Below are 21,894 nucleotides of genomic sequence, written 5' to 3' on the forward strand. Positions count from 1 at the left end.
CGCTGGCCGCTGGCTCAATTTCCAGAGTTCGACAAATGCCCAACTCCTATCGCCTTTCCGGTTGCGCGGCGCTGCTCTGCGCGCTGTCCATGAATGCCTCGGCCGAGGCCCAACTGACCCTGCCTGATGTGCGTATCGAAGGCCGCGCCGACAGCGAAGACGGCGTACTGCTCGACACCCCTTCACAAACCGGTTCGCGCCTGGGCCTGACCCCGCGGGAAACCCCGGCCTCGGTAAACATCGTCAACCGACATCAGCTCGAGCAACGCGGCGCCCAGACCACCCAGGACGCCCTCAACGGCGTGCCTGGCATGACCGCCGCCTCGCCACCCGGCTCTGCAGGCTCGGTGGCCTACCGGGGCTTTTCCGGGGCGCAGATCACTCAGCTGTTCAACGGCATCAGCGTGCAGTACGACTCGATTGCCGCACGCCCGGTAGACAGCTGGATCTACGACCGTGTCGAAGCCATTGGCGGCCCATCGAGCTTCCTGTTCGGCGCCGGTGCCGTGGGTGGTTCGATCAACTACATCACCAAGCTCGCCAGCCGTGACGAAAACTTCAACGAAGGCCGCATCAAGTACGGTTCCTACGACAGCAGCGAAACCTCGTTCGGCTTCAACCATGCCTTGAACGAAGGCGACGGCATCCGCAACTACGCGCGCCTGGACTTCAGCCATACCCACAGCAACGGCTACGTCGACCGCGAGGAGCGCGATGCCTGGAGCATGGCGTTCTCGCTGCTCACCGACATCAACGATCAGCTCTCCCACACCCTGGCCCTGGAATACCAGAACGAGACCGTCGACAGCCCCTACTGGGGCAGCCCGGTGCTCAACCCACTGGGCGGGGAAATGAAGGTCGACGAAAGCCGGCGCTTCGAGAACTACAACGTCGAGGATGGCCGCTACGAGCAGCGGGTGCGCTGGCTGCGCTCGATCACCGAGTACCGCTTCAACGACGACACCTCGGTGCGCAATACCCTCTACCACTACAACACCGAGCGTAACTTCCGAAACCTTGAAACCTATGCCTACACCGCCGACAACAGCCACGTGAACCGCTCCAATGCCTTGCTGCAGCGCCACGACCAGGAGCTCAACGGCAACCGCTTCGAGCTGCTGCACCAGGGCCAGTTGCTGGGCATGAACAGCCAGTGGTCAGCCGGGCTGGACTACAGCCACAACGTGCAGATGAACTACCCGCGCTCAGTCACCGGGGTGTTCGACAGCGTCGACCCTGCGCACTTCGACCCCGGTCACTTCTACGACCTCAACGGCATGGTCCCGGGCTACCAGAAAAACCGCCAGAACACCGTGGACACCTGGGCGGCGTTCCTGGAAAACCGCCTGCAACTGACCGAGCGCCTGTCGCTGCTGACCGGCCTGCGCTACGACCATATCGACCTTGAGGTCCACAACTACCGCACTGTCGACGCCAACAACCCGCTGGACTTCAAGCAGACCTACGAGCCCACCACCGGGCGAGTCGGCCTGGTCTACCAACTGACCCCGGCCGCCAACGTCTACGTGCAGTACAGCACCGCCGCCGACCCACCCGCCGGCATCCTCACCACCGCCACCTTCGCCCAGGTACGCGACTTCGACCTGAGTACCGGCAAGCAGGTCGAGGTGGGCAGCAAGTTCGACTTTCTCGACGGCCGTGGCGCCGCCACCCTTGCTGCCTACCATATCGAGCGCAAGAACCTCGCCACAGCCGACCCGGCCAACCCTGGCTTCACCCAGCCAGTGGGCAAGCAGTCGTCGCGCGGCGTCGAGCTTGCGGGCTCGTTGCGCGTGACCCCGCAGCTGCTGGCCGAGGGCAACCTCGCCTACGTCGATGCCCAGTACGATGAGTTCAACGAGAACGTCGGTGGCACCAGCGTGTCGCGCAAGGGCAACACCCCGACCAACATTCCCGAGCGCGTGGCCAACCTGTGGCTGACCTACGACATCGACCCCAACTGGCAAGTGGGTGGCGACAGTCGCTATGTGTCGTCGGTGTACGCCGACGCAGCCAACACCCGGCATGCGCCGTCCTACACGGTGTTTGGTGCCTTTGTCGGCTACAAGGTCGACACCGACACCCGCATCACCGCCCGGGTGCGCAACCTGACCGACGAAGTCTATGCCCGCTGGACCAGCGCCAGCATGCTCTACCTGGGTGCCCCGCGCTCCCTGGAGCTGGCCGTGCAGACGCGCTTCTAGGACGCCCGCGATGAAACGCTACCTGTACCTGTGGCACCGTTGGCTCGGCATCGGACTGTGCCTGTTCATGGCCCTGTGGTTCTTCTCGGGCGTGGTCATGCTTTATGTCGGCTATCCCAAGCTGACCCCCCGGGAACACCTCGCGCACCTGCCGGTGCTCGACCTGCAGGGCTGCTGTGTCGACCTGGGCAGCGCCCTGGCTGCCGCCGACCCGGACCGGAGCCCATCGAGCATCCGTTTGAGCACCGTGGCTGGTACGCCGCGCTACTTGCTCAGCTACAGCGGTGGCAGCAATGTGGCCGTGGATGCTCGCACGGGCCGGCGCCTGGGGCCGACCGATCACAACCAGGCCGTGGCCAGCGCCCATCAATACGACCCACTGGCGCCAGCGCGCTACCGCGGCCTGGTGCAGGAAGACCTGTGGACGCACTCCCGGGCCCTGGATGCCGATCGTCCGCTACAGCGCGTGCAACTCGACGATGCCGAAGGCACTCTGCTCTATGTCTCCGGTCAGACCGGCGCAGTGGTGCGCGATGCCAGCGCCGTAGAGCGTGGCTGGAACCTGGTCGGTGCCTGGCTGCACTGGCTGTACCCGCTGCGCGGCATCGGCCTGGACGGGCTGTGGAGCAACCTGGTGATCTACCTGTCGCTGGGCGCTACCTTCATGGCACTGCTGGGCACGGTGATCGGCGTGTTGCGCTGGCGGTTGCGCAAGCCCTACCGCAGCGGCTCGCGCTCGCCCTACCGAGGCTTTGCCCGCTGGCATCATATCGGTGGCTTGCTGTTCGGCGTGCTGGCGATCACCTGGATCTTCAGCGGCTTGATGTCGATGAACCCGTGGCGGGTGTTCAGTAGCGCGGCGCCGCTGAATACCGCTGCCTATCAAGGCGGGGTACTGAAGGCCGAAGCCTTCCCGGAGTCGGCGCAGCAGGCGATCGCGCGCTTTGCCGATGAAGGCTTTGCAGTACGGGAGCTGGAGTGGCGGTTGATCGGGGGAACGGGGTATCTGGTGGGGCATGACGGTGCCGGCCGCACCCGGCTGCTAGCCGACGGGGAAGTGCTTGGGCGCTTGCCGAAGGCAGTACTGGATCGTGCTGCCCAGGCGGTGCTGCCGGCGGTGAAAATGCACAGCGAACAACTCGACACCTACGACTTCTACTATTACGCACGGGCCGAACAGAGCATGCTCGGGCACCTGGACAAACGCTTGCCGGTGCTGCGAGTACGGTTTGACGACCCGCAGCAGAGCTGGCTGCACCTGGACCTGTACACCGGCGAACTGCTCGGGGTGATGGACCAGCCCAGGCGGGCGTCACGCTGGCTGTTTGCCTTGCTGCACAGCTGGGACTGGCTGCCGTTGCTGGAGCGAAGGCCACTCTGGGATGTGTGGATGATAGTGCTCAGCATCGGCGGGCTGGTGATCAGTGTCAGCGGTATCGTGCTGGGCTGGCGCAGGCTGCGGTAGGAGTATCCTGAATACCCCACCGCTGCGCGGCCGATCGCAGGCTGTCGCCAGCGGCTACCGGGCATTCTGTAGCCGCTGCCGAGGAACGAGGCTGCGATCGACTGCGCAGCCGTCGCAAGGGTGGCGCTAGCGAACTGAAAGTTACGTCACATCGTGGGGCAAATCGAGACGTCGCACCGCCGCTCCTGCAAAAACCATTGCCTTGAGTCCGCCGGCCGGATCGACGTCCGGGAATTCCGGCGCATTGGCCACGCGCTCCACGAAAGTCAGGGCCGGCGCCTCGTGCGCCATGCCCTCGATCAGGAACTCAGGCCCGATCCCCGGATCGTTCACACACGCCAGGACCGTCCCCGACTCACTCAACAGTTCCGGTAAACGGCGCAGGATCTTGCGGTAGTCCTGGGTCAACACAAAGCTGCCTTTCTGAAAGGTGGGCGGGTCGATGATGATCAGGTCATAAGGCCCGGACTTGCGCACCTTGCCCCACGACTTGAACAGCTCATGCCCCAGAAAGCTCACCCGCGACAGATCATGGCCATTGTGCCGATGGTTGTCCCGCCCCCGGCTCAGGGCCGAGCGCGCCATGTCCAGGTTGACCACGTGCTCGGCACCGCCGGCAACCGCCGCCACGGAAAACCCGCAGGTGTAGGCGAACAGGTTGAGCACCCGCTTGCCGGCCGCCCGCTCACGCACCCAGCGGCGGCCGTAGCGCATGTCGAGGAACAGGCCGGTGTTCTGCTTGACGCCCAGGTCCAGCTGGTAGCGAAGGCCATCTTCGTCGATCAGCCAGTGCTCGCTGGGCGTGCCCAGCAACCAGTGGCCCGGGCTGTCGGGCAGGTAACGGTGCTGGATCAGGATCGCCTGCCCTGCCCAGCAAGGCGCTTCAGCCAGTGCCAGCAGCATCTGCTCCAGCGCCTGCAACTGCCCCTCGGGCGGCTCGCGAAACAGCGACACCAGCAACACGCCCTGCAACCAATCCACGGTGATCTGCTCAAGCCCCGGCCAGCACCGGCCGCGGCCATGAAACAGCCGTCGGGTTTCTGTCGGCGCCGGGTCAAGGGCCGCGAGCAGGTGGTGCTGGAGGGTGTCGATCACAGAAGTCATGGGCAAAGTCGATGGCGTAAAGCGGCCTATTCTACCCTGCCCGTTCACCCATGAAAGAAGTGCGCCGATAACCCGTATTTTTGTCGCTTTTTTTCGACCGCTGGCACTGGCGATAGTACCCGCCTCCCCTTCAGCAACGGGTCACTGCCATGTCTTCCTTGAAAGTCGAGTTCTTCCACGACGTTGTCTGTGGCTGGTGCTTTGTGCTTGCCCCGCAACTCAAGCTACTGCAGCGCGAACTCGATCTGGATATCCAGCACCGCAGCTTCATCCTGCAATCGAGCCGCGACGAAATGATCGAGCGCTTCGGCTCGATGGTCCAGGCCAAACAGACCATTCTCGGCCACTGGCAATCCTGTGCCGAAGCCGAGGATGTAAAACGCATCAACATCGAAGGCATGCGCCAGCAACGTTTCGAGTACCCCAACGGCCTGCTCGCCGCCCGGGCCTGCCAGGCCGCTCATGCGTTGGGTGGCAACAGCGCCCATGGGTTGCTGTTCGACCGATTGCAGGCGGCGCACCTGGTGCACAGTCGCAACATCGGCGACCCGGACACCGTGGTGGCCATTGCCGCTGAAGCTGGCTTCGCCCCCCAGGCGTTCCACCACAGCCTGCAGTATCAGGCACCCGCCTTGCTCGACCGCGACCTGCAACTTGGACGAGGCCTGAATATCCGCTCGGTACCTTCGCTGGTAGTGGCCGAGCGGTATGTGATTGCCGGCGCCGTGGGCGTTGAGCAGTTGCGTCAAGCGCTCACCCAGATTCGCTCGCACCTCGACCAGCCTGCTGGGCACACAACTGACGCAGGATCAGCACCATCGCCTGCACCTCGGGGTTGTGCCTGAACACGTCGGCATACCCCAGGTACATCGGCACCTCGCGCTCACGCTGATGCTGCAGTGGCACAGGGCGTAAGCGCCCTTCAGCCAGTTCCCGGGCAATGGCATGCCTGGGTAGCCAGGCAAACCCCAGGCCACGCTCGACCAACGAACTGGCTGCGGCCAGGCTGCTGACGGTCCAGCGCTGGGAGGTGCCGAGCCAGCCGCTGTTCTGTACGTGGCGCGCGCCGGAGTCACGAATCACCACTTGCCGGTGGGCCTTCATCGCGTCCAGGCTCACCTCACCCTGCGCTGCCGCCAACGGATGCCCGACGGCCACCACGCAGATCAGCGGCACGCTGATCAAGAATTCCTGAACGTAGCCCGCCGGCAAACTGCTGGCGACACCCAGCTCCACCTTGCCGTCCTCCAGCAATTCAGCGGCCCCGGACAACGCTGTTTCATACAGGCGGATACGGTGATGGGCGAATGTCGAAGAGAACTCATGCAGCGCTTGCTGCAGCAATTCGAACGGGAACAGCACATCCACCGCCACCCCCTGTTCGGCAAACAGGCCCGGCTGATACTGGTTGGCCAGTTGCTCAAGCTTGTGCGCAGCGCCCAGCAAGTGCTTGGCCTGGGGCAGCAGTGCCTCGCCCAGGGGCGTCAACACCGCCTTGCGGCCTTCGATGATGAACAGTTCCTGATCGAGCAGCGCCTCCATACGATTGACCGCGTGGCTGATCGCCGACTGCGACTTGAACAAGTGCTCGCCCGCCTGCTGAAAGCCCCCGCATTCCACCGTAGCCACGAACGCGCGCCACTGGTCGAGACTGATCCTTGAAAACATCATGACCTCCCTGTCGATCGCCAGCCGTCGGTGTCTGGCAAATGCACCTAAACTACCACTCCCACCACTTTTGCCGGGCAACGATCATGAGCGAGAAACCCACCATAGTTCTGGTTCACGGCTTCTGGGGCGGTGCCGACCACTGGAGCAAGGTCATCCTCGAACTGTCACGCCTGGGTCACCGCGACCTGCACGCCGTGGAAATGCCCCTCACCTCGCTGGCCGACGATGCCGAACGCACGCGCAAGATGGTCGCCTCGATTCCCGGCACGGTACTGCTGGTCGGCCACTCCTATGGCGGCGCGGTCATTACCCAAATGGGCAACCAGCCCAATGTCGCCGGCCTTGTGTACATCGCCGCTTTCGCCCCCGATGACGGCGAAAGCCCGGGCAGCATCACCGGTAACAATCCACCTGAAGCGGCGGCCAACCTGCAACCGGACACCGACGGCTACCTGTGGATCAAGCCCGACAAACTTCACGAAAGCTTCTGCCAGGACCTGAGCAAGGATGAAGGACTGGTCATGAGCGTCACCCAGAAGGCGCCGCTGGCCAGCACCTTTGCCGACACCATCAGCAACCCCGCGTGGAAGCACAAGCCTTGCTGGTATCAGCGCTCGACCCACGACCGCATGATTCACCCCGACAACCAGGCCTTCATGGCTGAACGCACGAAGCCCAAAGAAACACTCAACCTGGAGGCCAGCCATGCGTCACTGGTCTCCAGGGCCGCCGAAGTGGCCGCCCTGATCGACCGCGCCGCACTCAGTCTGGCTTGACCGCAGCCGCCTTGGCCGCTGGCTTGAACCACCACCCCTGCTGCATGCCAGCCGCCGCCAGCAGGATCGCCGCCACACCCAGCCATTGCAGCGGCTCCAGGCGATGGCCAAAGGCGAACCAGTCGACGAAGATCGCCGCGATCGGGTAGATGAACGACAAGGCCCCGGTCAAGGCGGTCGGCAGCTTCTGGATTGCGCCGTACAGCAGCACATACATCACCCCGGTGTGGACAATCCCCAGCGTGATCAACGAGCCCAGCTCACCGGCTTCGCTGGGCAGGCCCGACGTGTTGGCCCAGGGCGCCAGCAGCAAGATGCCGGTGCATACCTGGACCAGCGCAATCAGATGTGGCGGTGTACCGCTCAAGCGCTTGATGATCAACGCCGCCACGGCATAGAGAAACGCTGCGCCAAGCGCCAGGCCAATGCCCAGCAAATACTCATTGCCGCTGCCGCCCTGGCTGCCATGGGCACTGACGATCGCCAGCATCCCGAGAAACGACAACGCCAGCCAGAACAGCTTCTGCAGCGTGATCTTCTCGCCGAGGAACACCGCCGCCAGCCCCACCAGCATGAATGGCTGGACGTTGTACACCGCCGTGCCGATGGCGATCGATGCGCGAGAATAGGAGGCAAACAACAACACCCAGTTGCCCACGATCGCCACCCCACTGAGAACCGCCAGGGCGAAGGTGACGCGGGTCAGGATACCCGGCTTGAGAAAACCCATGGCCAGGCAGATCAACAGCAACGTACCGGCCCCGAACACGCAACGCCAGAACACCACATCCAGCACCGGTTGCCCGGACACCAGCACAAACCAGCCGATGGTCCCCGAAATCAGCATCGCGGCGACCATCTCGAACGACCCACGGCGTATTGAACTGTCCATCACCCACCTCCTTGACGATGGGCAAATTATCACCAGCGCGACGGGGCGGTTCCAGTGGATAAAACAGGCTAAGCTGAAAATCTACCTTTACTATCAAGGCAGATTTCTAAATCCGCCTAACGAGGCCACTATGACCGACGATATTGACCAGGTATTGATAAAAGCGCTGATGGAAGACTCCCGGCGCTCGCTCAAGGCCCTGGCACAACTGAGCGGGCTGTCATCACCCAGCGTCAGCGAACGCCTGCGTCGCCTGGAAGAGCGCGGCGTGCTCAAAGGCTACACGGTAGAAATCGACCCGCGCTGTTTTGGCTACCAGCTGCAAGCCATCGTCCGGGTGCGACCATTGCCGGGGCAGTTGCAGGAAGTAGAGCGCCAGATCATGGCCATCCCCGAGTTCACCGAATGTGACAAGGTGACCGGGGATGACTGCTTTATCGCGCGCTTGCATGTGCGTTCGATGGAAGAACTCGACACGGTTCTCGACAAGCTCAACAGCCATGCCGAAACCAACACGGCGATTGTGAAGAAAACGCCGGTGAAGCGCCGGTTGCCGCCGATGGCGTAGCCCCTTGGGGCACGAACCACGGCCGCTGCGCGACCGATCGCAGGCTGTCGCCAGCGGCTACGCCGGCCTGTGCTGCAATGGTTTCGATCGACTGCGCAGCGGTCGCCAGGTGTTGCGCGATTGCCTCAGCCAGTCACATTGCATCGAGGCGTGAGCCCGCTTCTACCGGCTCACTCGACGGCTTGGCAATCAGCCCCTTGAGCTCACTGGTCATCGGGAACTCCAGGTTCAACCCGTTTGGCGGGATCGGTTGCTCGAACCAGCGTTTGTAGATGCCATCGATCTTGCCGCTGCGGTATACATCCGCCAGCGCTTCGTTGACCAGTGTCAGCAGCTGCGTATCCCCCTTGCGCACCATGCAACTGTAGATTTCCTGGGACTGCGCCTCCCCCACCACTACCCAGTCATGCGGGTTGCGCGCCTTGGCCCGTTCACCGTAGAGCAACGCATCGTCCATGTAGAACGCAGCCGCGCGACCGGTCTCCAGCATCTTGAACGCCTCGCCATGGTCCTTGGCGCTGATGACCGAAGCCCCCAGCTTGTGTTCGAGGTTGTAGTTCTTCAGGTACTTTTCGTTGGTGGTGCCTGCGGTACTCACGACGTTCTTGCCCTTCAAGTCGTCCAGGCTGTGGATGCCACTGTCTTTATTGGTCAGCAACTGGCCTTTGACGAAGATGAAGCCGTAGGAGAAATCCACCTGTTTGGCACGCTCTGCGGTAACGCCGGTGGTACCGCACTCCAGGTCGACGGTGCCGTTCTGAACCAATGGGATGCGTGTCTGCGAGGTCACCAGGTTGTAGCGCACTTTCAATTCAGGCACTGCCAGCTTGGTCTGCAGGTGTTTGACGATTTCACCGGCCAGGTCGACCGAGTAGCCCATGGGCTTGCCACTGTTGTCGCCAATGTAAGAAAAAGGAATGGATGAGTCGCGATAGCCCAGGGTGATGCGCCCGGAATCAGCGATTTTTTTCATTGTGCCAGTGAGGGGTGGGGTGTCGGCCATCGCAGAATGTGCAAACAGCAGCGACAGGGCAATCAGGGCAGGTTTGAACATGATGACCTCCTAGCCGCGCACGGCAGTCACAGTAATTTCCACGCGCACACTCGGGCGCGCCAGTTCGGCCTGCACGGTGGTGCGGGTCGGTACATGACCAGGTGCGAGCCAGGCCGACCAGACATCGTTCATCGCCTCGAAGTCGGTGGCAATGTCCTTGAGGTAAATGGTGGCGCTGAGCAACTGGCGCTTGTCGCTGCCCGACTCGGCGAGCAGGGCGTCGATCTTGTCCAGCACCTCCTGGGTCTGCTCGCGGATGTCGCGGGCCTGGGTGGGTACCTGGCCGGAGAGGAACACCAATTGCCCAAACAGGGCGGCGGCGCTCAAGCGCTCGTTACTGTGCAAACGGGTTATCGACATCAGGACACTCCTTGCGATTGTTGTTTTTCTACAGGTCAGGCAGCCCGAGGGGACAGGCCGTGCAAGTCGATCGACGGCGCGCGGCCGCTGATCAGTTCGGCCAGTAATGCGCCACTGGCACACGCCAGGGTAAAGCCGAGGGCGCCATGGCCGAGATTGAGCCAGAGGTTGCGGTAGCGGGTGGCCCCCAGCAGGGGCACGCCACTGGGCGTTGCCGGGCGCATGCCGGCCCATTCCCGGGCATGCGCATAGTCAGCGGCATGGGGCAAGGTACTGACCGCCAGCTGGCGCATGCTGGCCAACCGCGCAGGGTCCAGCGATTCGTCGAAGCCGACGATATCGACCATGGCCGCAACGCGAAGTTGGTCTTCGAGACGGGCATAGACAATCTTGCGGTCGTAGTCGGTGATGCTGACAGCCGGAGCCTGCTGCCCCGCCCTTATCGGCGCGGTCAGGCTGTAGCCCTTGAGCGGATAGATCGGTACCTGCAGGCCCGGCAGGCCGAGACGGGTGCTACGGTGCCCGGCACAGAGTACCAGGCGCTCCACCGGCACCACCTGGTCGCCCAGCTCCAGCGCCTGGACCACACCATCGGCATGACGAATTCGACTGACGCTCTGGCCCAGCAGCAGGCGGCACTGCCCTGAGGCCTGCAAGCGTTCGGCCAGGGCCAGGCAAAAACGATGACAGTCGGCGACTTCTTCATCGGCGGTGTACACCCCGCCGATGAAGGGAGCATCGGCCAGTGCCGGTTCCAGTGCGGCGATGCCGACAGCATCGAGCACCTGCTGCCCCTGGGGATCGAGCAGATGATGGCGGGCATGGGCAAAACTGGCCGGGTTGCGAAAAGTCACCAACTTGCCATTGCGCCGCCAAGCGAAACCGCCCAGTTGGTCTTCCTCACGCCAGTGAGCCAGAGTGGCCTGGCTGTGCAGGGCCAGGCGCAACAGGTGAGCGGCATTGGTGCGGTTGACCGAGCTGCGGCACGCGGCCATGAACGCCCCCATCCAACGCCATTGGGCCAGATCCAGGCGCGGACGCAACTTGAGCGGCGAGTCGCTGCGCAACAGCCAGCCCAGCGCCTGCAGCGGCACCCCGGCATCGGCCAGCGGCGATACGTAGCGGTAGGACAATTGCCCGCCATTGGCGTAGCTGGTGCCACCGGCCAGGCTCTTGCGCGCCTCGATCAGATCAACTGCAAAACCTTCGCGTACCAGGGCGTAAGCCGTTGCCAGGCCGATGACGCCGCCGCCGATCACTGTTACCCGCTGTGCCATGTGCCTGCATCCACAAATCCGAAGGCCTTCAGACTAGGGGCGGTGACAGCCGCTGGATAATGAATAAAAATGGCTCAGCCATAAACAAAGGTTATGGGTTATTGCCATGCGCTTGCGTCATATCGAAGTATTCCAGGCCATCCGCCAGACCGGCTCGATCAGCGGCGCGGCACAGTTGCTGCACGTGACGCAGCCGGCAGTGTCGAAAATTCTCCAGCACGCCGAGGCTCAGCTGGGATTCCCGCTGTTCCTGCGAGTGCGTGGCAAGTTGCAGATCACGCCCGAGGCCTTGGCCCTGGAACGCGAAGTGGACAAGGTCAGCGACAGCGTCGAAGGGGTTCGGCGTCTGGCCGCCAGCCTGCGCCGCCAGCCGGGCATGAGTTTGCGTATCGGCGCGACGCCGGCCCTGGCCTTGTCGCTGTTTCCACCGGTGATCAGCCTGTGGTCCGAACGTCATCCGCAGTCCGAATGCGAGCTGTCGAGCTACCACAGTCGCGAGCTGGTGCAGCAGTTGCTGATGCGCGAGATCGACGTCGCCCTGACCTTGCGTCACCCGGAACACCCGGGGCTAAACGCCCAGGCGTTGGCTCATGGTGTGCTGGTGGCGCTGGCGCCAAAGGGTTACTGGGCCGAAGAAAGCCAGGGCGTACCGCTGTCGGTCGAAGCACTGGCCGGCGCACCGCTGATCGGTTTGAGCAGCAGCGACCCGCTGGCGGCGCAGGTGGGCAGCTACCTGAAGAATCTGGAACCTGCGCCGCGCATTGGCATACGCGTGCAGACCTACTCACTGGCCCGGGCCATGGTCGAGTCAGGCGCCGGGCTGGCATTGATCGACCCGTTCACTGCCCTGGGCTCAAAACACACCCTGGTACGTCCGTTGAATCCGCCCCTGCCAATCACCCTGTACGCACTCACGCGCGTCAATGAAAGCCATCCGCACACCCTGGACGACTTGCTGCAGTTGTTTGGCCAGCGCGCCCGCGAGCAGATCGCCAAAGTCCCTGCCTTGCAAAGTTCCTGAACCTGCCGGCAATCAGCTCGGGCAGCTCTGCTCACCGTTGTTCAGGCCCTGCTTGTAGTTGCGACTGAGCAGGCTGGCCTTGCCGTTGTGCCAGGTCAGGGTCAGCACGTAGAGCGAGTCGAAATCGCCACCGTCCCAGTCCTCGGTGATGACCTGTTTCTCGCCCACGGCTTTGCCGGCCACGGTATTGATCAACTCGGGCAGGTAGCCGTGGGACCAGGCGGTATAGACGGTGGCGTTGCGGTATTTGTCTTGCAGCAGTTCGTCGGCAAGCGCACCGGTGTCGTTGGCACCGAAGTCAATGTTCACCGGCAGCCCGAGCTTGATGGCGCTGGGGCTGATGGTCATCAGCGGGCGGATGTAGCTGTAGGCATCGTCCTTGCTGCCCTCTTCCACATGGCGGGACGGGTTGGCAGCGAACACGTAGTCGGCCTTGCCGAACTTTTCCGGAAGCACGGTGGCCAGGTCCAGCGCACGATTGAGTCCCTGGCAGTTGAGTTGCCCCAAGCCTTCGCCAGGCTTTTCGGCATGGCGCAGAAACACCAGGGTCTGGACGCCATCCACAGGCTCGGCGCGGCTTTCGACGGCTTCCACGGCCAGCAGCGTGACACCACCGAGCAGGGCCAGGGAACACACGGCGTGGCGGTGACGCTTGAACAGGATCGACAACTTCATGGAGCGAACTCTTCTACGGCAAAAGGGATGTGGCGGACCCGCCTGTGACACACCGCGGCCGAGGCCGCGGGTGATCCCTGTCTGTCGTTCCATCCGTGGAGCGGGCTAACTGAGAGTGCGATAAGCCCGTTTGGTTCGATCCTTGAGCGCTCAACCCTGAGCACGAGTGACTTTAATACCTTGATATTGCACAAATAAGACCAACGGCCATCAATCGTCGCGGGTCAGGACTTCCAGCAACTCGATCTCGAAGGTCAGGTTCGAGTGGGGCGTGATCGCGCCCATGCTGCGTTCGCCGTAGGCCAGGTGCGAAGGTACCACGAGCTTGCGCTTGCCACCGACCTTCATGCCCATTAGGCCCTGGTCCCAGCCCTTGATGACACGGCCAGTGCCGATTACACACTGGAATGGCTTGCCGCGATCATAGGAAGAGTCGAATTTTGTGCCGTCTTCGAGCCACCCTGTGTACTGCGTGGTGATCAGGGCGCCCTTGACCGCTTCCTTGCCGTCGCCGAGCTGGATATCGATGATTTGCAGTTCGCTGCTCATGGTTTACCTCGTTCGAGCGCTGTATTTCATGGCAGCCTTTTCGCAGGAATGAACAGCGTTTGCAAGCGCCGTGGAGCTTGCTGTGGGAGCAACGGTCTTGCTCAAACCTGTGGGAGCGGGTTTGCCCCGCGATCACGATAATTCAAGTTACATTGCATCGCGGGGCAAGGCGAGACGTCGCACCGCCGCTCCTACCCGGGCCGTGTCGGCGCATCGACAGGCATACGCCGCCGATCACCAGGACGATGGCTGCGCCTTCCAGCAGGTTCGGGCCGCTTTGGCGCCAGATGAAGGCGTACAGCAGGGCGAACAAGGTTTCAAACACGATCAATTGGCCGCTTAAGGTCAATGGCATACGCTTGGACGCGGCATTCCACAGCAACGCCGCCAACCATGAGCCGAAAATCGCGCAGGCCAGGCTGTATGCCCAGAACAGCCACCAGCGCTCGGTCGATACCTGCACCTGCAGTTGCGCGGGCTGCCACAGTGCAAGGAGGGCCACCAGCACCAGGCTGAACACACCGGTCATCACCCCGCACAGCACCGACCATTGGTGGCTGTCGAAATGTCCGCACTGTTTGAGGTAACGGCTGTTGTGTACGGCGTACCAGGTCCAACAGGCCAGCGCTGCGAGGGCATAGAGCACGCCGGCGATCTTGTCTTCCAGTGCCCCTTGCTCGACGGCGAAGGTTTGCAGGTTGATGCAAAGCATACCGGCAAGGATCAGCATCAAAGGCACGAACAGTTGCTTGAGTGCCACCCCGCCGCTGTCGTGGCGACCATAGAGCGTAATGGTCAACGGCAGCACCCCCACGATCAACGACGCTGGCGCCACACCCAACCGCTGGATCGCTGCCACCAGGCAAATGAAGTACAGCAGGTTGCCGATCAGCGCCAGGCGTCCCAGCATCCACACATCCGGCAGGGTCAGGCGGCCAAGGGCCTTGCGCATCGGGATGGCCAGCACCAGGGTCACCAGCCCGAACAATACGAAGCGGGCGCAACTGAGCAGTACCGGACTGAACTCTGGCAACAATTGCGGCACCATCAGCACCAGTCCCCACATCGCCCCGGCTACACCGGCATAGGCCACACCCTGTTTCACGCTGCCTGCTCCTGTTCAATGATGGGCGCAGGCTACCGCTCGACCTGAAACAGGACAAAAGATCATTCGGCATGCAGCCATTCCTTCGGGGAATGGCTTTCGTCGTGAAAGCATCGACTCTATGATGCAGCCATTCCCTGGACCGGACCCTCAGCATGAGTCGCTTTGCCCGTCACCTGCCCCCGCTGGACACCCTGATTGCCTTTGAAGCAGTGGTGCGCACCGGCAGTTTTACTCGCGCCGCCAGCGAGCTGTACCTGACCCAGAGCGCGGTGAGCAAGCAGATCAAGGTGCTTGAAGATCACCTCGGTGCGGTGCTGTTCGAGCGCCGCGCCCGAGGCATTGCCCTGACTGCGGCCGGCGAAGGGTTCAACAGCATTGTCGAACCCATGCTGGAGAGCCTTCTGGCTAATGTGTTGCGCCTGAAAACCGGCCACAGCAGCCGCAATGTCAGCGTCATCTGCACCCATGCGGTGGCCCAGTACTGGCTGTTCCCACGGCTGCTGCGCTTCAACGCACTGCACCCGGAACTGACCGTGAATATTCACGCCAGCAACGAAATCAGCGAAAGCGACATTGCCCACTACGACTTCGGCATCCTCTATGGCCATGGTCGTTGGAGCTCACTCAATGCCGATAAACTGTTCGACGAAACCATCTACCCCATCGCCAGCGTCAAACGCAGCCTGCCGGCGGTCAGTTCATTGAGCGAACTGCAGGCACTGCCGTTGATTCAACTGGACGCCTCGGCCTGGAACTGCCTGGACTGGCCAGACTGGTTCGCCCACCAGGGTGTGCGCTACAAGGCACCCGCCGATGCGGTGACCTTCAACCAGGTGAATCTTGTGTTCGAGGCTGTACTGCAAGGAATGGGCGTGGGATTGGGCTGGGAATTCATGGTTCGCGAGCGCATCGACAATGGCGATATCTACCCGGTATCGGCGCTTGTCGTGCACACAGGCCAGGCCGACTACCTGGTGCACGACAAACAGGCCCCCTGCTCACCCGCCGCACAGGTGTTCCAGGGCTGGCTGCTGGGGCTCAACTGAACAGGGCTTCGACTTCGGCAGCGGTCATGGTCTTGGTGTCGTTGGCAAAGCAGTAGTAACTCGGTTTTTCATCGATATACACCTGCAGATCGAAGACCCAGTCGGTGTCACCGTCCAGCACGCCCACCGACACCGAGTCGAAGTCGCCGGACTTCAACCGATACAGCAGGTGCGTGCCGCACTGCCCGCAAAACAGGCGTTCGGCCCATGCGGAGGAGTCGTAGATTACCGGTTGCCCGGCGGTGAACGTGACCGGTTCCGAGCAATGCACCGACAACAACGGGCCTCCCGCCCACTTGCGACACATGCTGCAGTGGCAGGCATCGACGCTGGCTTTTTCCACGTTGACGCTGAGTTTGACGGCGCCACACAGGCAGCTTCCGTGTTTTTCGAAGGACATGTTCGAGGCTCCACGCAAGGAAGTGAGGCGCCAAGTGTAGACCGGTAGGACCGGGCTTGCCCCGCGATGCATGTGCCTGACACATCGCGATCGCGGGGCAAGTCGAGACGTCGCAGCGTCGCGCCTACAGGGTGACTGGCGTCAGCACTGGTTTGCCGGCGAAGAAGGCCTGCAGGTTCTTGAGCACCAACGCCACGGTATCGCGCGCGGCATCCGGGGACTGGCCGGCGACGTGAGGGGTGAGTACGGTGTTGGGCAAGGCTTTCAGGGCATCCGGCACTGCAGGTTCATCGTCGAACACATCCAGTGCTGCGCCGGCGATCACGCCATTGCGCAAGGCCTCGACCATATCGATGGTATTGACCACGCTGGCCCGGGCGATGTTCACCAGAAAGCCGTCCGCGCCCAATGCTTCAAGCACCGGCTTGTCGATCAATTGACGGGTATGGGCCCCACCGGGAGTCGCAATGACCAGAAAGTCCGAGGCCTGGGCCAGCGCCAGCGGGCTGTCGCAATAGCTGTAGGGTACATCGCTGCGCGGGCTACGGTTGTGGTAGCTGACGTGCATGTCGAACCCTTGCGCCGCACGCTTGGCGATCGCCAGCCCCACTGCGCCGAGGCCCAGGATACCCAGGCGCTTGCCGCTGACCGAAGGGCTGATGACCCGGTTCCACTCACCGCGTCGGGTAGAGGCATCGGCGCGGGGAATGTCGCGCACCACTGCCAGCAGCAGGGCCATGGCGTGGTCGGCCACTGCCGTGGCATTGGCGCCCGCACCATTGGTGACGGTGATGCCGCGAGCAGCCGCCGCGGCCAGGTCGACCTGTTCGTGGCCGGCGCCGATGACGCAGATGATTTTCAAGGCGGGCAATGCGCCGATCTCGTCGGCATGCAGGCCCAGGGGGCCGCGGGTCAGCACCGCATCGATCTTGCCGCCATGGCGGGCAATGGCTTCGGCGCGCAGGGCTGGGGTCGGCGCGCGAATCAGGTGAAAGCCGCTGTCTTCCAACAGTGGCAGGTAGTCATCGACCGTTTCTACCAGCACCAGTACCGTTTGTGTCATGCCATGCTCCCGACTGTTTGCGAGGGCGCATTATGCGGACTTCCGGTTACTGGGCAAAAGCCCGTCCCAAACCACCCGGCACGCCACTGCTATCGGTTTCCTGCCAGGGGCCGTTGAGGTTGGTCGACCAGCTCCAGCCGTTGTTCCAGCGGTAGTAGGTGCGTTGGCGGTAGAAGGTGTTGGTCTGGCCTTCGAGCACGTACACACCCAGGCGCGGGTCCCAGTGGCTGGCGCCACCGGGCGGTGGCGCAAAGCTTGCCGAGGTGCGCGGCATCGGCTTGGGTGCCGGAGTGATCACCGGCTTGCTCGGCTTGGTGGTGGGCGGCGGTGTCGGCTTGGTGCTTGGCCCCGGGGGCAGGGTTTCGATCGGGGGCGCAGTGGGTTCGGAGGGCTGATGAACAGTACACGCACTCAGGCCAACGGCCAGGGAAAGAAGGGCAAGGCGTGCAATGCTGTTCATAGTGATCTCTTACTGGTCCGGGCTGTCGATGGTCAAGTGCTGTGCGGCAGTCGTGCTGCTGGCCAGCGGGCTGCTGCGACCGATCCACTCACCCTGGGTCGGCTGGCCAGCACGCGAGACGCGCGCAACCAGTTGGACTTCGGGAAAGCTGGACAGTTTCATGTTCGGCATCATTGCGTCGCTGTCACTCAGTTCTACCTCGATCGGCAATTGGGCCACTGTCACCCGCTTGGCCGCCAGCGGCATGGGTGGACCAGCACTTGCGCGGGCAAAGATGAACACGGTGTCGTCTGGCTTGACCTTGTCCTTGAGCGCCGCCGCCAGCTCTACCCGCACTTTGAGCCGCGCAGTGGCGGCAACGGCCGGCGTAGCTTGCGGTGCTGGCGATGCGGCTTTGCCCTCGCCCGCCTTCAGCCGGTCCTGGGCACGGTCGATGCCGCCCTGCAGGGCTGCGCGCGAGGTGTCGCCTTCAGGCAGTTGCACCAGCAGGCGGTTCCAGTAGTCGATGGCCTCCTGATAGTGCTCGCGCTCGAACGCGGCAATGCCGAGCAGGCCCAGGCTGGTGACTTCGTTCGGGTCCGCCTTGAGGGCTTCGTCGGTCAGCGCTTGCAGTTGCTCGGTCCACTGTTTGTCGTTGGCAAAGTACAGGGCCTGGGCCCACTGCCCCAGCAGTTCCGGCTGGCGCCCGGCCAGGGTCGCGGCCCGCTCGAACACCTTGGCGGCATCGGCGGCGCGATCCTGGGCCATGTAGGCGCGACCGAGGAAGTACAGGCCTTCAGCTGAATCCGGCTGCGCCTCGACGGCACGCTCAAGGCGCGCGGTCATCTCTTCCATCGACTGCGGCGCCTTGGCGAATTGCTGGGTCAGCTCGACCTGCTCGCTGGCACCAAAATGCAGGTACAGGCCCAGGCCCATCAGCGGCACCAGCACGGCGGCCAGCAACGGCAATGGCTTGCCCAGGCGCCCCAGGCGCTGGGGTTCGGCATTTTCGGTATCGTCCAGCAGCTCGCGGGCCGCTTCATCACGCCCCTTGGCCAACTGCGCGTCATCGAGCACGCCGGCCGCTTGCTGGGCCGTCAGCTCTGCCACCCGTTCCTGGTACAGGGCAACGTTCAACGCAGTGCGGTCTTCTTCCAGTTGCGCACGACGGCCGCGCAACACCGGGATCAGCAAAAAGCTCAGGGCCACCAGCAACAGCAGGCCTGCAGCAAGCCAGAAATCAGTCATGGGTCTGTTCTTTGTCCAGCAATTTGGCGAGGCGCTCACGCTCCTCGGGGGAAAGGTCGACAGCCTCTGCAGCGCTCTGCGCCCGACGCTTGCGCACGATCATGGCCAACAGGCCGAAACCGCCCACCAGCAACACGCCCGGGCCGAACCACAACAGCCAGGTACGCGACGTCAGCGCAGGCCTGTAGCGAACGAAGTCGCCATAGCGGTCGACCATGAAGTCGATGATCTGCTGATTGCTCTTGCCCTCGCCCAGCATGCGGAAGATTTCCCGGCGCAGGTCGGCGGCAATCGGTGCGTTGGAATCGGCGATGTCCTGGTTCTGGCACTTGGGGCAGCGCAGTTCCTTGGTCAGGTCGTGGTAACGCTCGCGCTCGGCCTCGTCGGCAAACTGATAGGTGTCGATGGCCGCCTGGGTGACGCCGGCCAGGCTCAGGCCCAGTACAGCAGCTGCCAGCCAGCGCTTCATGGCTTGGCCTCATCGATCAGGCCCTGGTAGATCGGTGCCAGTTGCTCGCGCCAGACCGTGGCATCGACCACGCCGACGTGCTTGTAGCGGATGATGCCCTTGGCGTCGATAACGAAGGTTTCCGGCGCACCATACACCCCAAGGTCCAGGCCCAGGCTGCCCTGCTCGTCGCGGATATCCAGCTGATAGGGGTTGTGGAACTCGGCCAGCCACTTGAGCGCGGCAGCGTTGTCGTCCTTGTAGTTGACCCCGTGGATCACCACGCCCTGCTCGGCCAGCTTGTTCAGGTACGGATGCTCGACCTTGCACGAGGGGCACCAGGTGGCCCAGACGTTCACCAGTGCTGGCTTGCCGATCAGGTCGGCCTGGGTCAGCGGCTTGCCATCCTGTACCGAGGCCAGGGCAAAGGCCGGGAACGGCTTGCCGATCATTGCCGACGGCAGCTCGGTGGGGTCCAGGAAAAGCCCCCGGTAGAGAAACACCGCCACCAGCAGAAACACCGCCAGCGGCAGCACCATGATCCAACGCTTCATGCAGTTGCTCCAGACATGCCCAGCACTTCACGCACGCGGGCTTTGACCTTGACTCGATAACGACCGTCCATTGCCGCCAACAACCCGCCAAGACCGGTCAGCAGACCGCCCAGCCAGATCCAGCGCACGAAAGGCTTGACGTGTACACGCACGGCCCAGGCGCCGTTCTCCAGCGGCTCGCCCAGGGCGACGTAGAGGTCACGGGTGAAGCCTGCATCGATACCCGCTTCAGTCATCATCGACTGCTGCACGGTGTACAGGCGTTTCTCCGGATGCAGCACATTGATCTCGCGACCGTCCTTGACCACTCGCACGGTGCCTTTGTCGGAGGTGAAGTTCGGCCCCTCGAAGTGCTTGGCGCCTTCGAAGGTGAAGTGATAGCCGGCCAGTTCCACCGACTCGCCCGGTGCCAGGCGCAGGTCGCGCTCGGCACTGTTGTTGCTCGACAGCACCACGCCCAGGGCGCACACCGCCAGGCCCAGGTGCGCCACGTGCATGCCCCAGTAGCTGCGGCTCAAGCCACGCAGGCCCTTGACCAGGCCCTTGTGGCGAGTCTTGTCGAGGATGTCGCGGGCGCCGGCCAGCACGATCCACGCCGCCAGGGCGAAGGTGGTCAGCACTTCCCAGTCAAAATCGTCGACCAGCAAGCCACCGACGGGGGCCAGCACGGCACTGGCGATCAACACCGGGGTGAGCATGCTGACCAGCCATTGGGTGGGGGTGTCTTTCCAGCGCACCATCACGCCAATGGCCATGACCACCATCAGCAAGGCCATCAACGGCAGGAACAGCGCGTCGAAGTACGGCGGGCCGACCGACAGCTTGGCCCCGGTCAGCGCGTCGAGGAACAGCGGATAGAGCGTGCCGAGCAGGATCATCGAGGCGGCGACCACCAGCACGATGTTGTTGGCCAACAGCAGGGTTTCACGGGACCACAGGGCAAACCCGACCTGGCTCTTGACCACCGGTGCGCGCAGGGCGAACAGCGTCAGCGAGCCCCCCACCACAAAGAGCAGGAATATGAGGATGAACACGCCGCGCTCGGGGTCCGAGGCAAAGGCATGTACCGAGGTCAGCACCCCGGAACGTACGAGGAAGGTACCGAGCAGGCTCAGGGAGAACGCGGCGATGGCCAGCAATACCGTCCAGCTCTTGAACACGCCACGTTTTTCAGTGACAGCCAGGGAGTGGATCAGTGCGGTGCCCACCAGCCAGGGCATGAACGAGGCGTTTTCCACCGGGTCCCAGAACCACCAGCCTCCCCAGCCAAGCTCGTAGTAGGCCCACCACGAGCCCAGGGTGATACCGATACCCAGGAACGCCCAGGCTACCAGGGTCCAGGGCCGCGACCAGCGCGCCCAGGCGGCGTCCAGGCGCCCCCCGAGCAAGGCGGCGATGGCAAAGGCGAAGGCGACCGAGAAGCCCACATACCCCATGTACAACATCGGCGGGTGAACGATCAGGCCGATGTCCTGCAGCAATGGGTTGAGGTCGGCGCCATCGGTAGGCACTTGTGGCAGCAGGCGCTTGAAGGGGTTGGAGGTGACGATCAGGAACGACAGGAAGCCGACGCTGATCATGCCCATCACGGCCAGTACCCGGGCCAGCATCACCTGCGGCAACTGGCGCGAGAAGATCGACACGGCGAAGGTCCAGCCGCCGAGGATCATCGCCCACAGCAGCAACGAACCTTCGTGGGCGCCCCACACGGCACTGAACTTGAAGTACCAGGGCAAGGCACTGTTGGAGTTGTTGGCCACATAGGCGACCGAGAAGTTGTCAGTCATGAAGGCGTGGGTCAGGCAGGCGAAAGCAAACGCCAGGAAGGCGAACTGGCCCCAGGCCGCAGGCCTTGCCAGGCTCATCCACAGGCTATCGCCACGCCAGGCGCCCAGCAGCGGCACGGAAGCCTGCACGGCGGCAAAGCAGATCGCCAGGATCATGGCCAACTGGCCGAGTTCAGGAATGATCA

The 21,894-nt window shown here is 63.2% G+C and carries 23 protein-coding genes; 7 read left to right on the forward strand and 16 right to left on the reverse strand.

Annotated features, from left to right (window positions below; genetic code table 11):
* The first annotated feature begins 35 nt into the window (after positions 1–35).
* Complete coding sequence (locus ABVN19_RS15010; protein ID WP_036990289.1) at positions 36–2,204, forward strand: TonB-dependent receptor; 2,169 nt, start codon at positions 36–38, stop codon at positions 2,202–2,204.
* Between the two features lie 10 nt (positions 2,205–2,214).
* The gene (locus tag ABVN19_RS15015; RefSeq protein ID WP_028945438.1) at positions 2,215–3,669 is read left to right on the forward strand and encodes a PepSY domain-containing protein; all 1,455 of its coding nucleotides are present in this window, start codon (positions 2,215–2,217) and stop codon (positions 3,667–3,669) included.
* Positions 3,670–3,810: 141 nt separating this feature from the next.
* Here the strand turns inward: ABVN19_RS15015 and ABVN19_RS15020 are convergent, their stop codons facing one another.
* Entirely contained in the window at positions 3,811–4,773 is a 963-nt protein-coding gene (locus ABVN19_RS15020) for a class I SAM-dependent methyltransferase (protein ID WP_105641571.1), read from the reverse strand.
* A gap of 149 nt (positions 4,774–4,922) precedes the next feature.
* Between ABVN19_RS15020 and ABVN19_RS15025 the strand changes: the two genes are divergently transcribed.
* Positions 4,923–5,618 carry a DsbA family protein gene (locus ABVN19_RS15025; protein ID WP_105641572.1) on the forward strand — a complete coding sequence of 232 codons (696 nt, stop codon included), beginning with the start codon at positions 4,923–4,925 and terminating at the stop codon, positions 5,616–5,618.
* On the opposite strand, the gene ABVN19_RS15030 is transcribed toward ABVN19_RS15025, so the two are convergent.
* Complete coding sequence (locus tag ABVN19_RS15030) at positions 5,527–6,441, reverse strand: LysR family transcriptional regulator (RefSeq protein ID WP_028945440.1); 915 nt, start codon at positions 6,439–6,441, stop codon at positions 5,527–5,529. The genes ABVN19_RS15025 and ABVN19_RS15030 overlap by 92 nt on opposite strands.
* Before the next feature lie 86 nt (positions 6,442–6,527).
* On the opposite strand from ABVN19_RS15030, the gene ABVN19_RS15035 reads away from it, so the two are divergent.
* Positions 6,528–7,220, forward strand: a complete 693-nt coding sequence (locus ABVN19_RS15035) for an alpha/beta hydrolase (protein WP_105641573.1) — start codon at positions 6,528–6,530, stop codon at positions 7,218–7,220.
* Here ABVN19_RS15035 and ABVN19_RS15040 read toward each other — a convergent pair.
* Positions 7,207–8,112 carry a DMT family transporter gene (locus ABVN19_RS15040; protein ID WP_028945442.1) on the reverse strand — a complete coding sequence of 302 codons (906 nt, stop codon included), beginning with the start codon at positions 8,110–8,112 and terminating at the stop codon, positions 7,207–7,209. The genes ABVN19_RS15035 and ABVN19_RS15040 overlap by 14 nt on opposite strands.
* Before the next feature lie 130 nt (positions 8,113–8,242).
* On the opposite strand from ABVN19_RS15040, the gene ABVN19_RS15045 reads away from it, so the two are divergent.
* On the forward strand, positions 8,243–8,680 hold the full coding sequence (locus ABVN19_RS15045) for an Lrp/AsnC family transcriptional regulator (RefSeq protein WP_028945443.1): 438 nt from the start codon (positions 8,243–8,245) through the stop codon (positions 8,678–8,680).
* 133 nt (positions 8,681–8,813) lie between these two features.
* On the opposite strand, the gene ABVN19_RS15050 is transcribed toward ABVN19_RS15045, so the two are convergent.
* The 3 genes from ABVN19_RS15050 to ABVN19_RS15060 are packed head-to-tail and all read right to left on the reverse strand — an operon-like array spanning position 8,814 to position 11,371.
* Positions 8,814–9,683: a transporter substrate-binding domain-containing protein gene (locus tag ABVN19_RS15050; protein WP_245219120.1), complete on the reverse strand. Its 870-nt coding sequence runs from the start codon at positions 9,681–9,683 to the stop codon at positions 8,814–8,816.
* A 60-nt stretch (positions 9,684–9,743) separates the two neighbouring features.
* Positions 9,744–10,094: a RidA family protein gene (locus ABVN19_RS15055; RefSeq protein WP_028945445.1), complete on the reverse strand. Its 351-nt coding sequence runs from the start codon at positions 10,092–10,094 to the stop codon at positions 9,744–9,746.
* A gap of 35 nt (positions 10,095–10,129) precedes the next feature.
* Entirely contained in the window at positions 10,130–11,371 is a 1,242-nt protein-coding gene (locus tag ABVN19_RS15060) for a D-amino acid dehydrogenase (protein WP_028945446.1), read from the reverse strand.
* 106 nt (positions 11,372–11,477) lie between these two features.
* Here ABVN19_RS15060 and ABVN19_RS15065 point away from each other — a divergent pair, with 106 nt between their 5' ends.
* Positions 11,478–12,392: a LysR family transcriptional regulator gene (locus ABVN19_RS15065; protein ID WP_028945447.1), complete on the forward strand. Its 915-nt coding sequence runs from the start codon at positions 11,478–11,480 to the stop codon at positions 12,390–12,392.
* 12 nt (positions 12,393–12,404) lie between these two features.
* On the opposite strand, the gene ABVN19_RS15070 is transcribed toward ABVN19_RS15065, so the two are convergent.
* The 3 genes from ABVN19_RS15070 to ABVN19_RS15080 all read right to left on the reverse strand — a co-directional run bounded on the left by ABVN19_RS15070 (position 12,405) and on the right by ABVN19_RS15080 (position 14,721).
* Positions 12,405–13,067 (reverse strand): hypothetical protein, encoded by a 663-nt coding sequence (locus ABVN19_RS15070; RefSeq protein WP_028945448.1) that lies wholly within the window; start codon positions 13,065–13,067, stop codon positions 12,405–12,407.
* Between the two features lie 210 nt (positions 13,068–13,277).
* Complete coding sequence (locus ABVN19_RS15075; protein ID WP_028945449.1) at positions 13,278–13,616, reverse strand: FKBP-type peptidyl-prolyl cis-trans isomerase; 339 nt, start codon at positions 13,614–13,616, stop codon at positions 13,278–13,280.
* 142 nt (positions 13,617–13,758) lie between these two features.
* The gene (locus ABVN19_RS15080; RefSeq protein ID WP_105641574.1) at positions 13,759–14,721 is read right to left on the reverse strand and encodes a DMT family transporter; all 963 of its coding nucleotides are present in this window, start codon (positions 14,719–14,721) and stop codon (positions 13,759–13,761) included.
* 155 nt (positions 14,722–14,876) lie between these two features.
* On the opposite strand from ABVN19_RS15080, the gene ABVN19_RS15085 reads away from it, so the two are divergent.
* A complete protein-coding gene (locus tag ABVN19_RS15085) occupies positions 14,877–15,770 on the forward strand; it encodes a LysR substrate-binding domain-containing protein (protein ID WP_028945451.1) in 894 nt (297 codons plus the stop codon).
* Here ABVN19_RS15085 and ABVN19_RS15090 read toward each other — a convergent pair.
* The 7 genes from ABVN19_RS15090 to ABVN19_RS15120 form a co-directional block, all read right to left on the reverse strand.
* Positions 15,763–16,170, reverse strand: a complete 408-nt coding sequence (locus ABVN19_RS15090; protein ID WP_028945452.1) for a GFA family protein — start codon at positions 16,168–16,170, stop codon at positions 15,763–15,765. The genes ABVN19_RS15085 and ABVN19_RS15090 overlap by 8 nt on opposite strands.
* A gap of 124 nt (positions 16,171–16,294) precedes the next feature.
* Positions 16,295–17,233 carry a 2-hydroxyacid dehydrogenase gene (locus ABVN19_RS15095; protein ID WP_105641575.1) on the reverse strand — a complete coding sequence of 313 codons (939 nt, stop codon included), beginning with the start codon at positions 17,231–17,233 and terminating at the stop codon, positions 16,295–16,297.
* A 46-nt stretch (positions 17,234–17,279) separates the two neighbouring features.
* Entirely contained in the window at positions 17,280–17,693 is a 414-nt protein-coding gene (locus tag ABVN19_RS15100; RefSeq protein WP_105641576.1) for a hypothetical protein, read from the reverse strand.
* A gap of 9 nt (positions 17,694–17,702) precedes the next feature.
* On the reverse strand, positions 17,703–18,920 hold the full coding sequence (ccmI, locus tag ABVN19_RS15105; protein ID WP_105641577.1) for a c-type cytochrome biogenesis protein CcmI: 1,218 nt from the start codon (positions 18,918–18,920) through the stop codon (positions 17,703–17,705).
* The gene (locus ABVN19_RS15110; RefSeq protein WP_028945456.1) at positions 18,913–19,389 is read right to left on the reverse strand and encodes a cytochrome c-type biogenesis protein; all 477 of its coding nucleotides are present in this window, start codon (positions 19,387–19,389) and stop codon (positions 18,913–18,915) included. The genes ccmI and ABVN19_RS15110 overlap by 8 nt, the downstream gene beginning before the upstream one ends.
* A complete protein-coding gene (locus ABVN19_RS15115; protein ID WP_028945457.1) occupies positions 19,386–19,922 on the reverse strand; it encodes a DsbE family thiol:disulfide interchange protein in 537 nt (178 codons plus the stop codon). The genes ABVN19_RS15110 and ABVN19_RS15115 overlap by 4 nt, the downstream gene beginning before the upstream one ends.
* Positions 19,919–21,892: a heme lyase CcmF/NrfE family subunit gene (locus tag ABVN19_RS15120; RefSeq protein WP_177431042.1), complete on the reverse strand. Its 1,974-nt coding sequence runs from the start codon at positions 21,890–21,892 to the stop codon at positions 19,919–19,921. The genes ABVN19_RS15115 and ABVN19_RS15120 overlap by 4 nt, the downstream gene beginning before the upstream one ends.
* Positions 21,893–21,894 lie beyond the last annotated feature (2 nt).

Origin of the sequence: Pseudomonas vranovensis, from assembly GCF_040438935.1 — a bacterium.
Taxonomy (GTDB): Bacteria; Pseudomonadota; Gammaproteobacteria; order Pseudomonadales; family Pseudomonadaceae; genus Aquipseudomonas; species Aquipseudomonas vranovensis.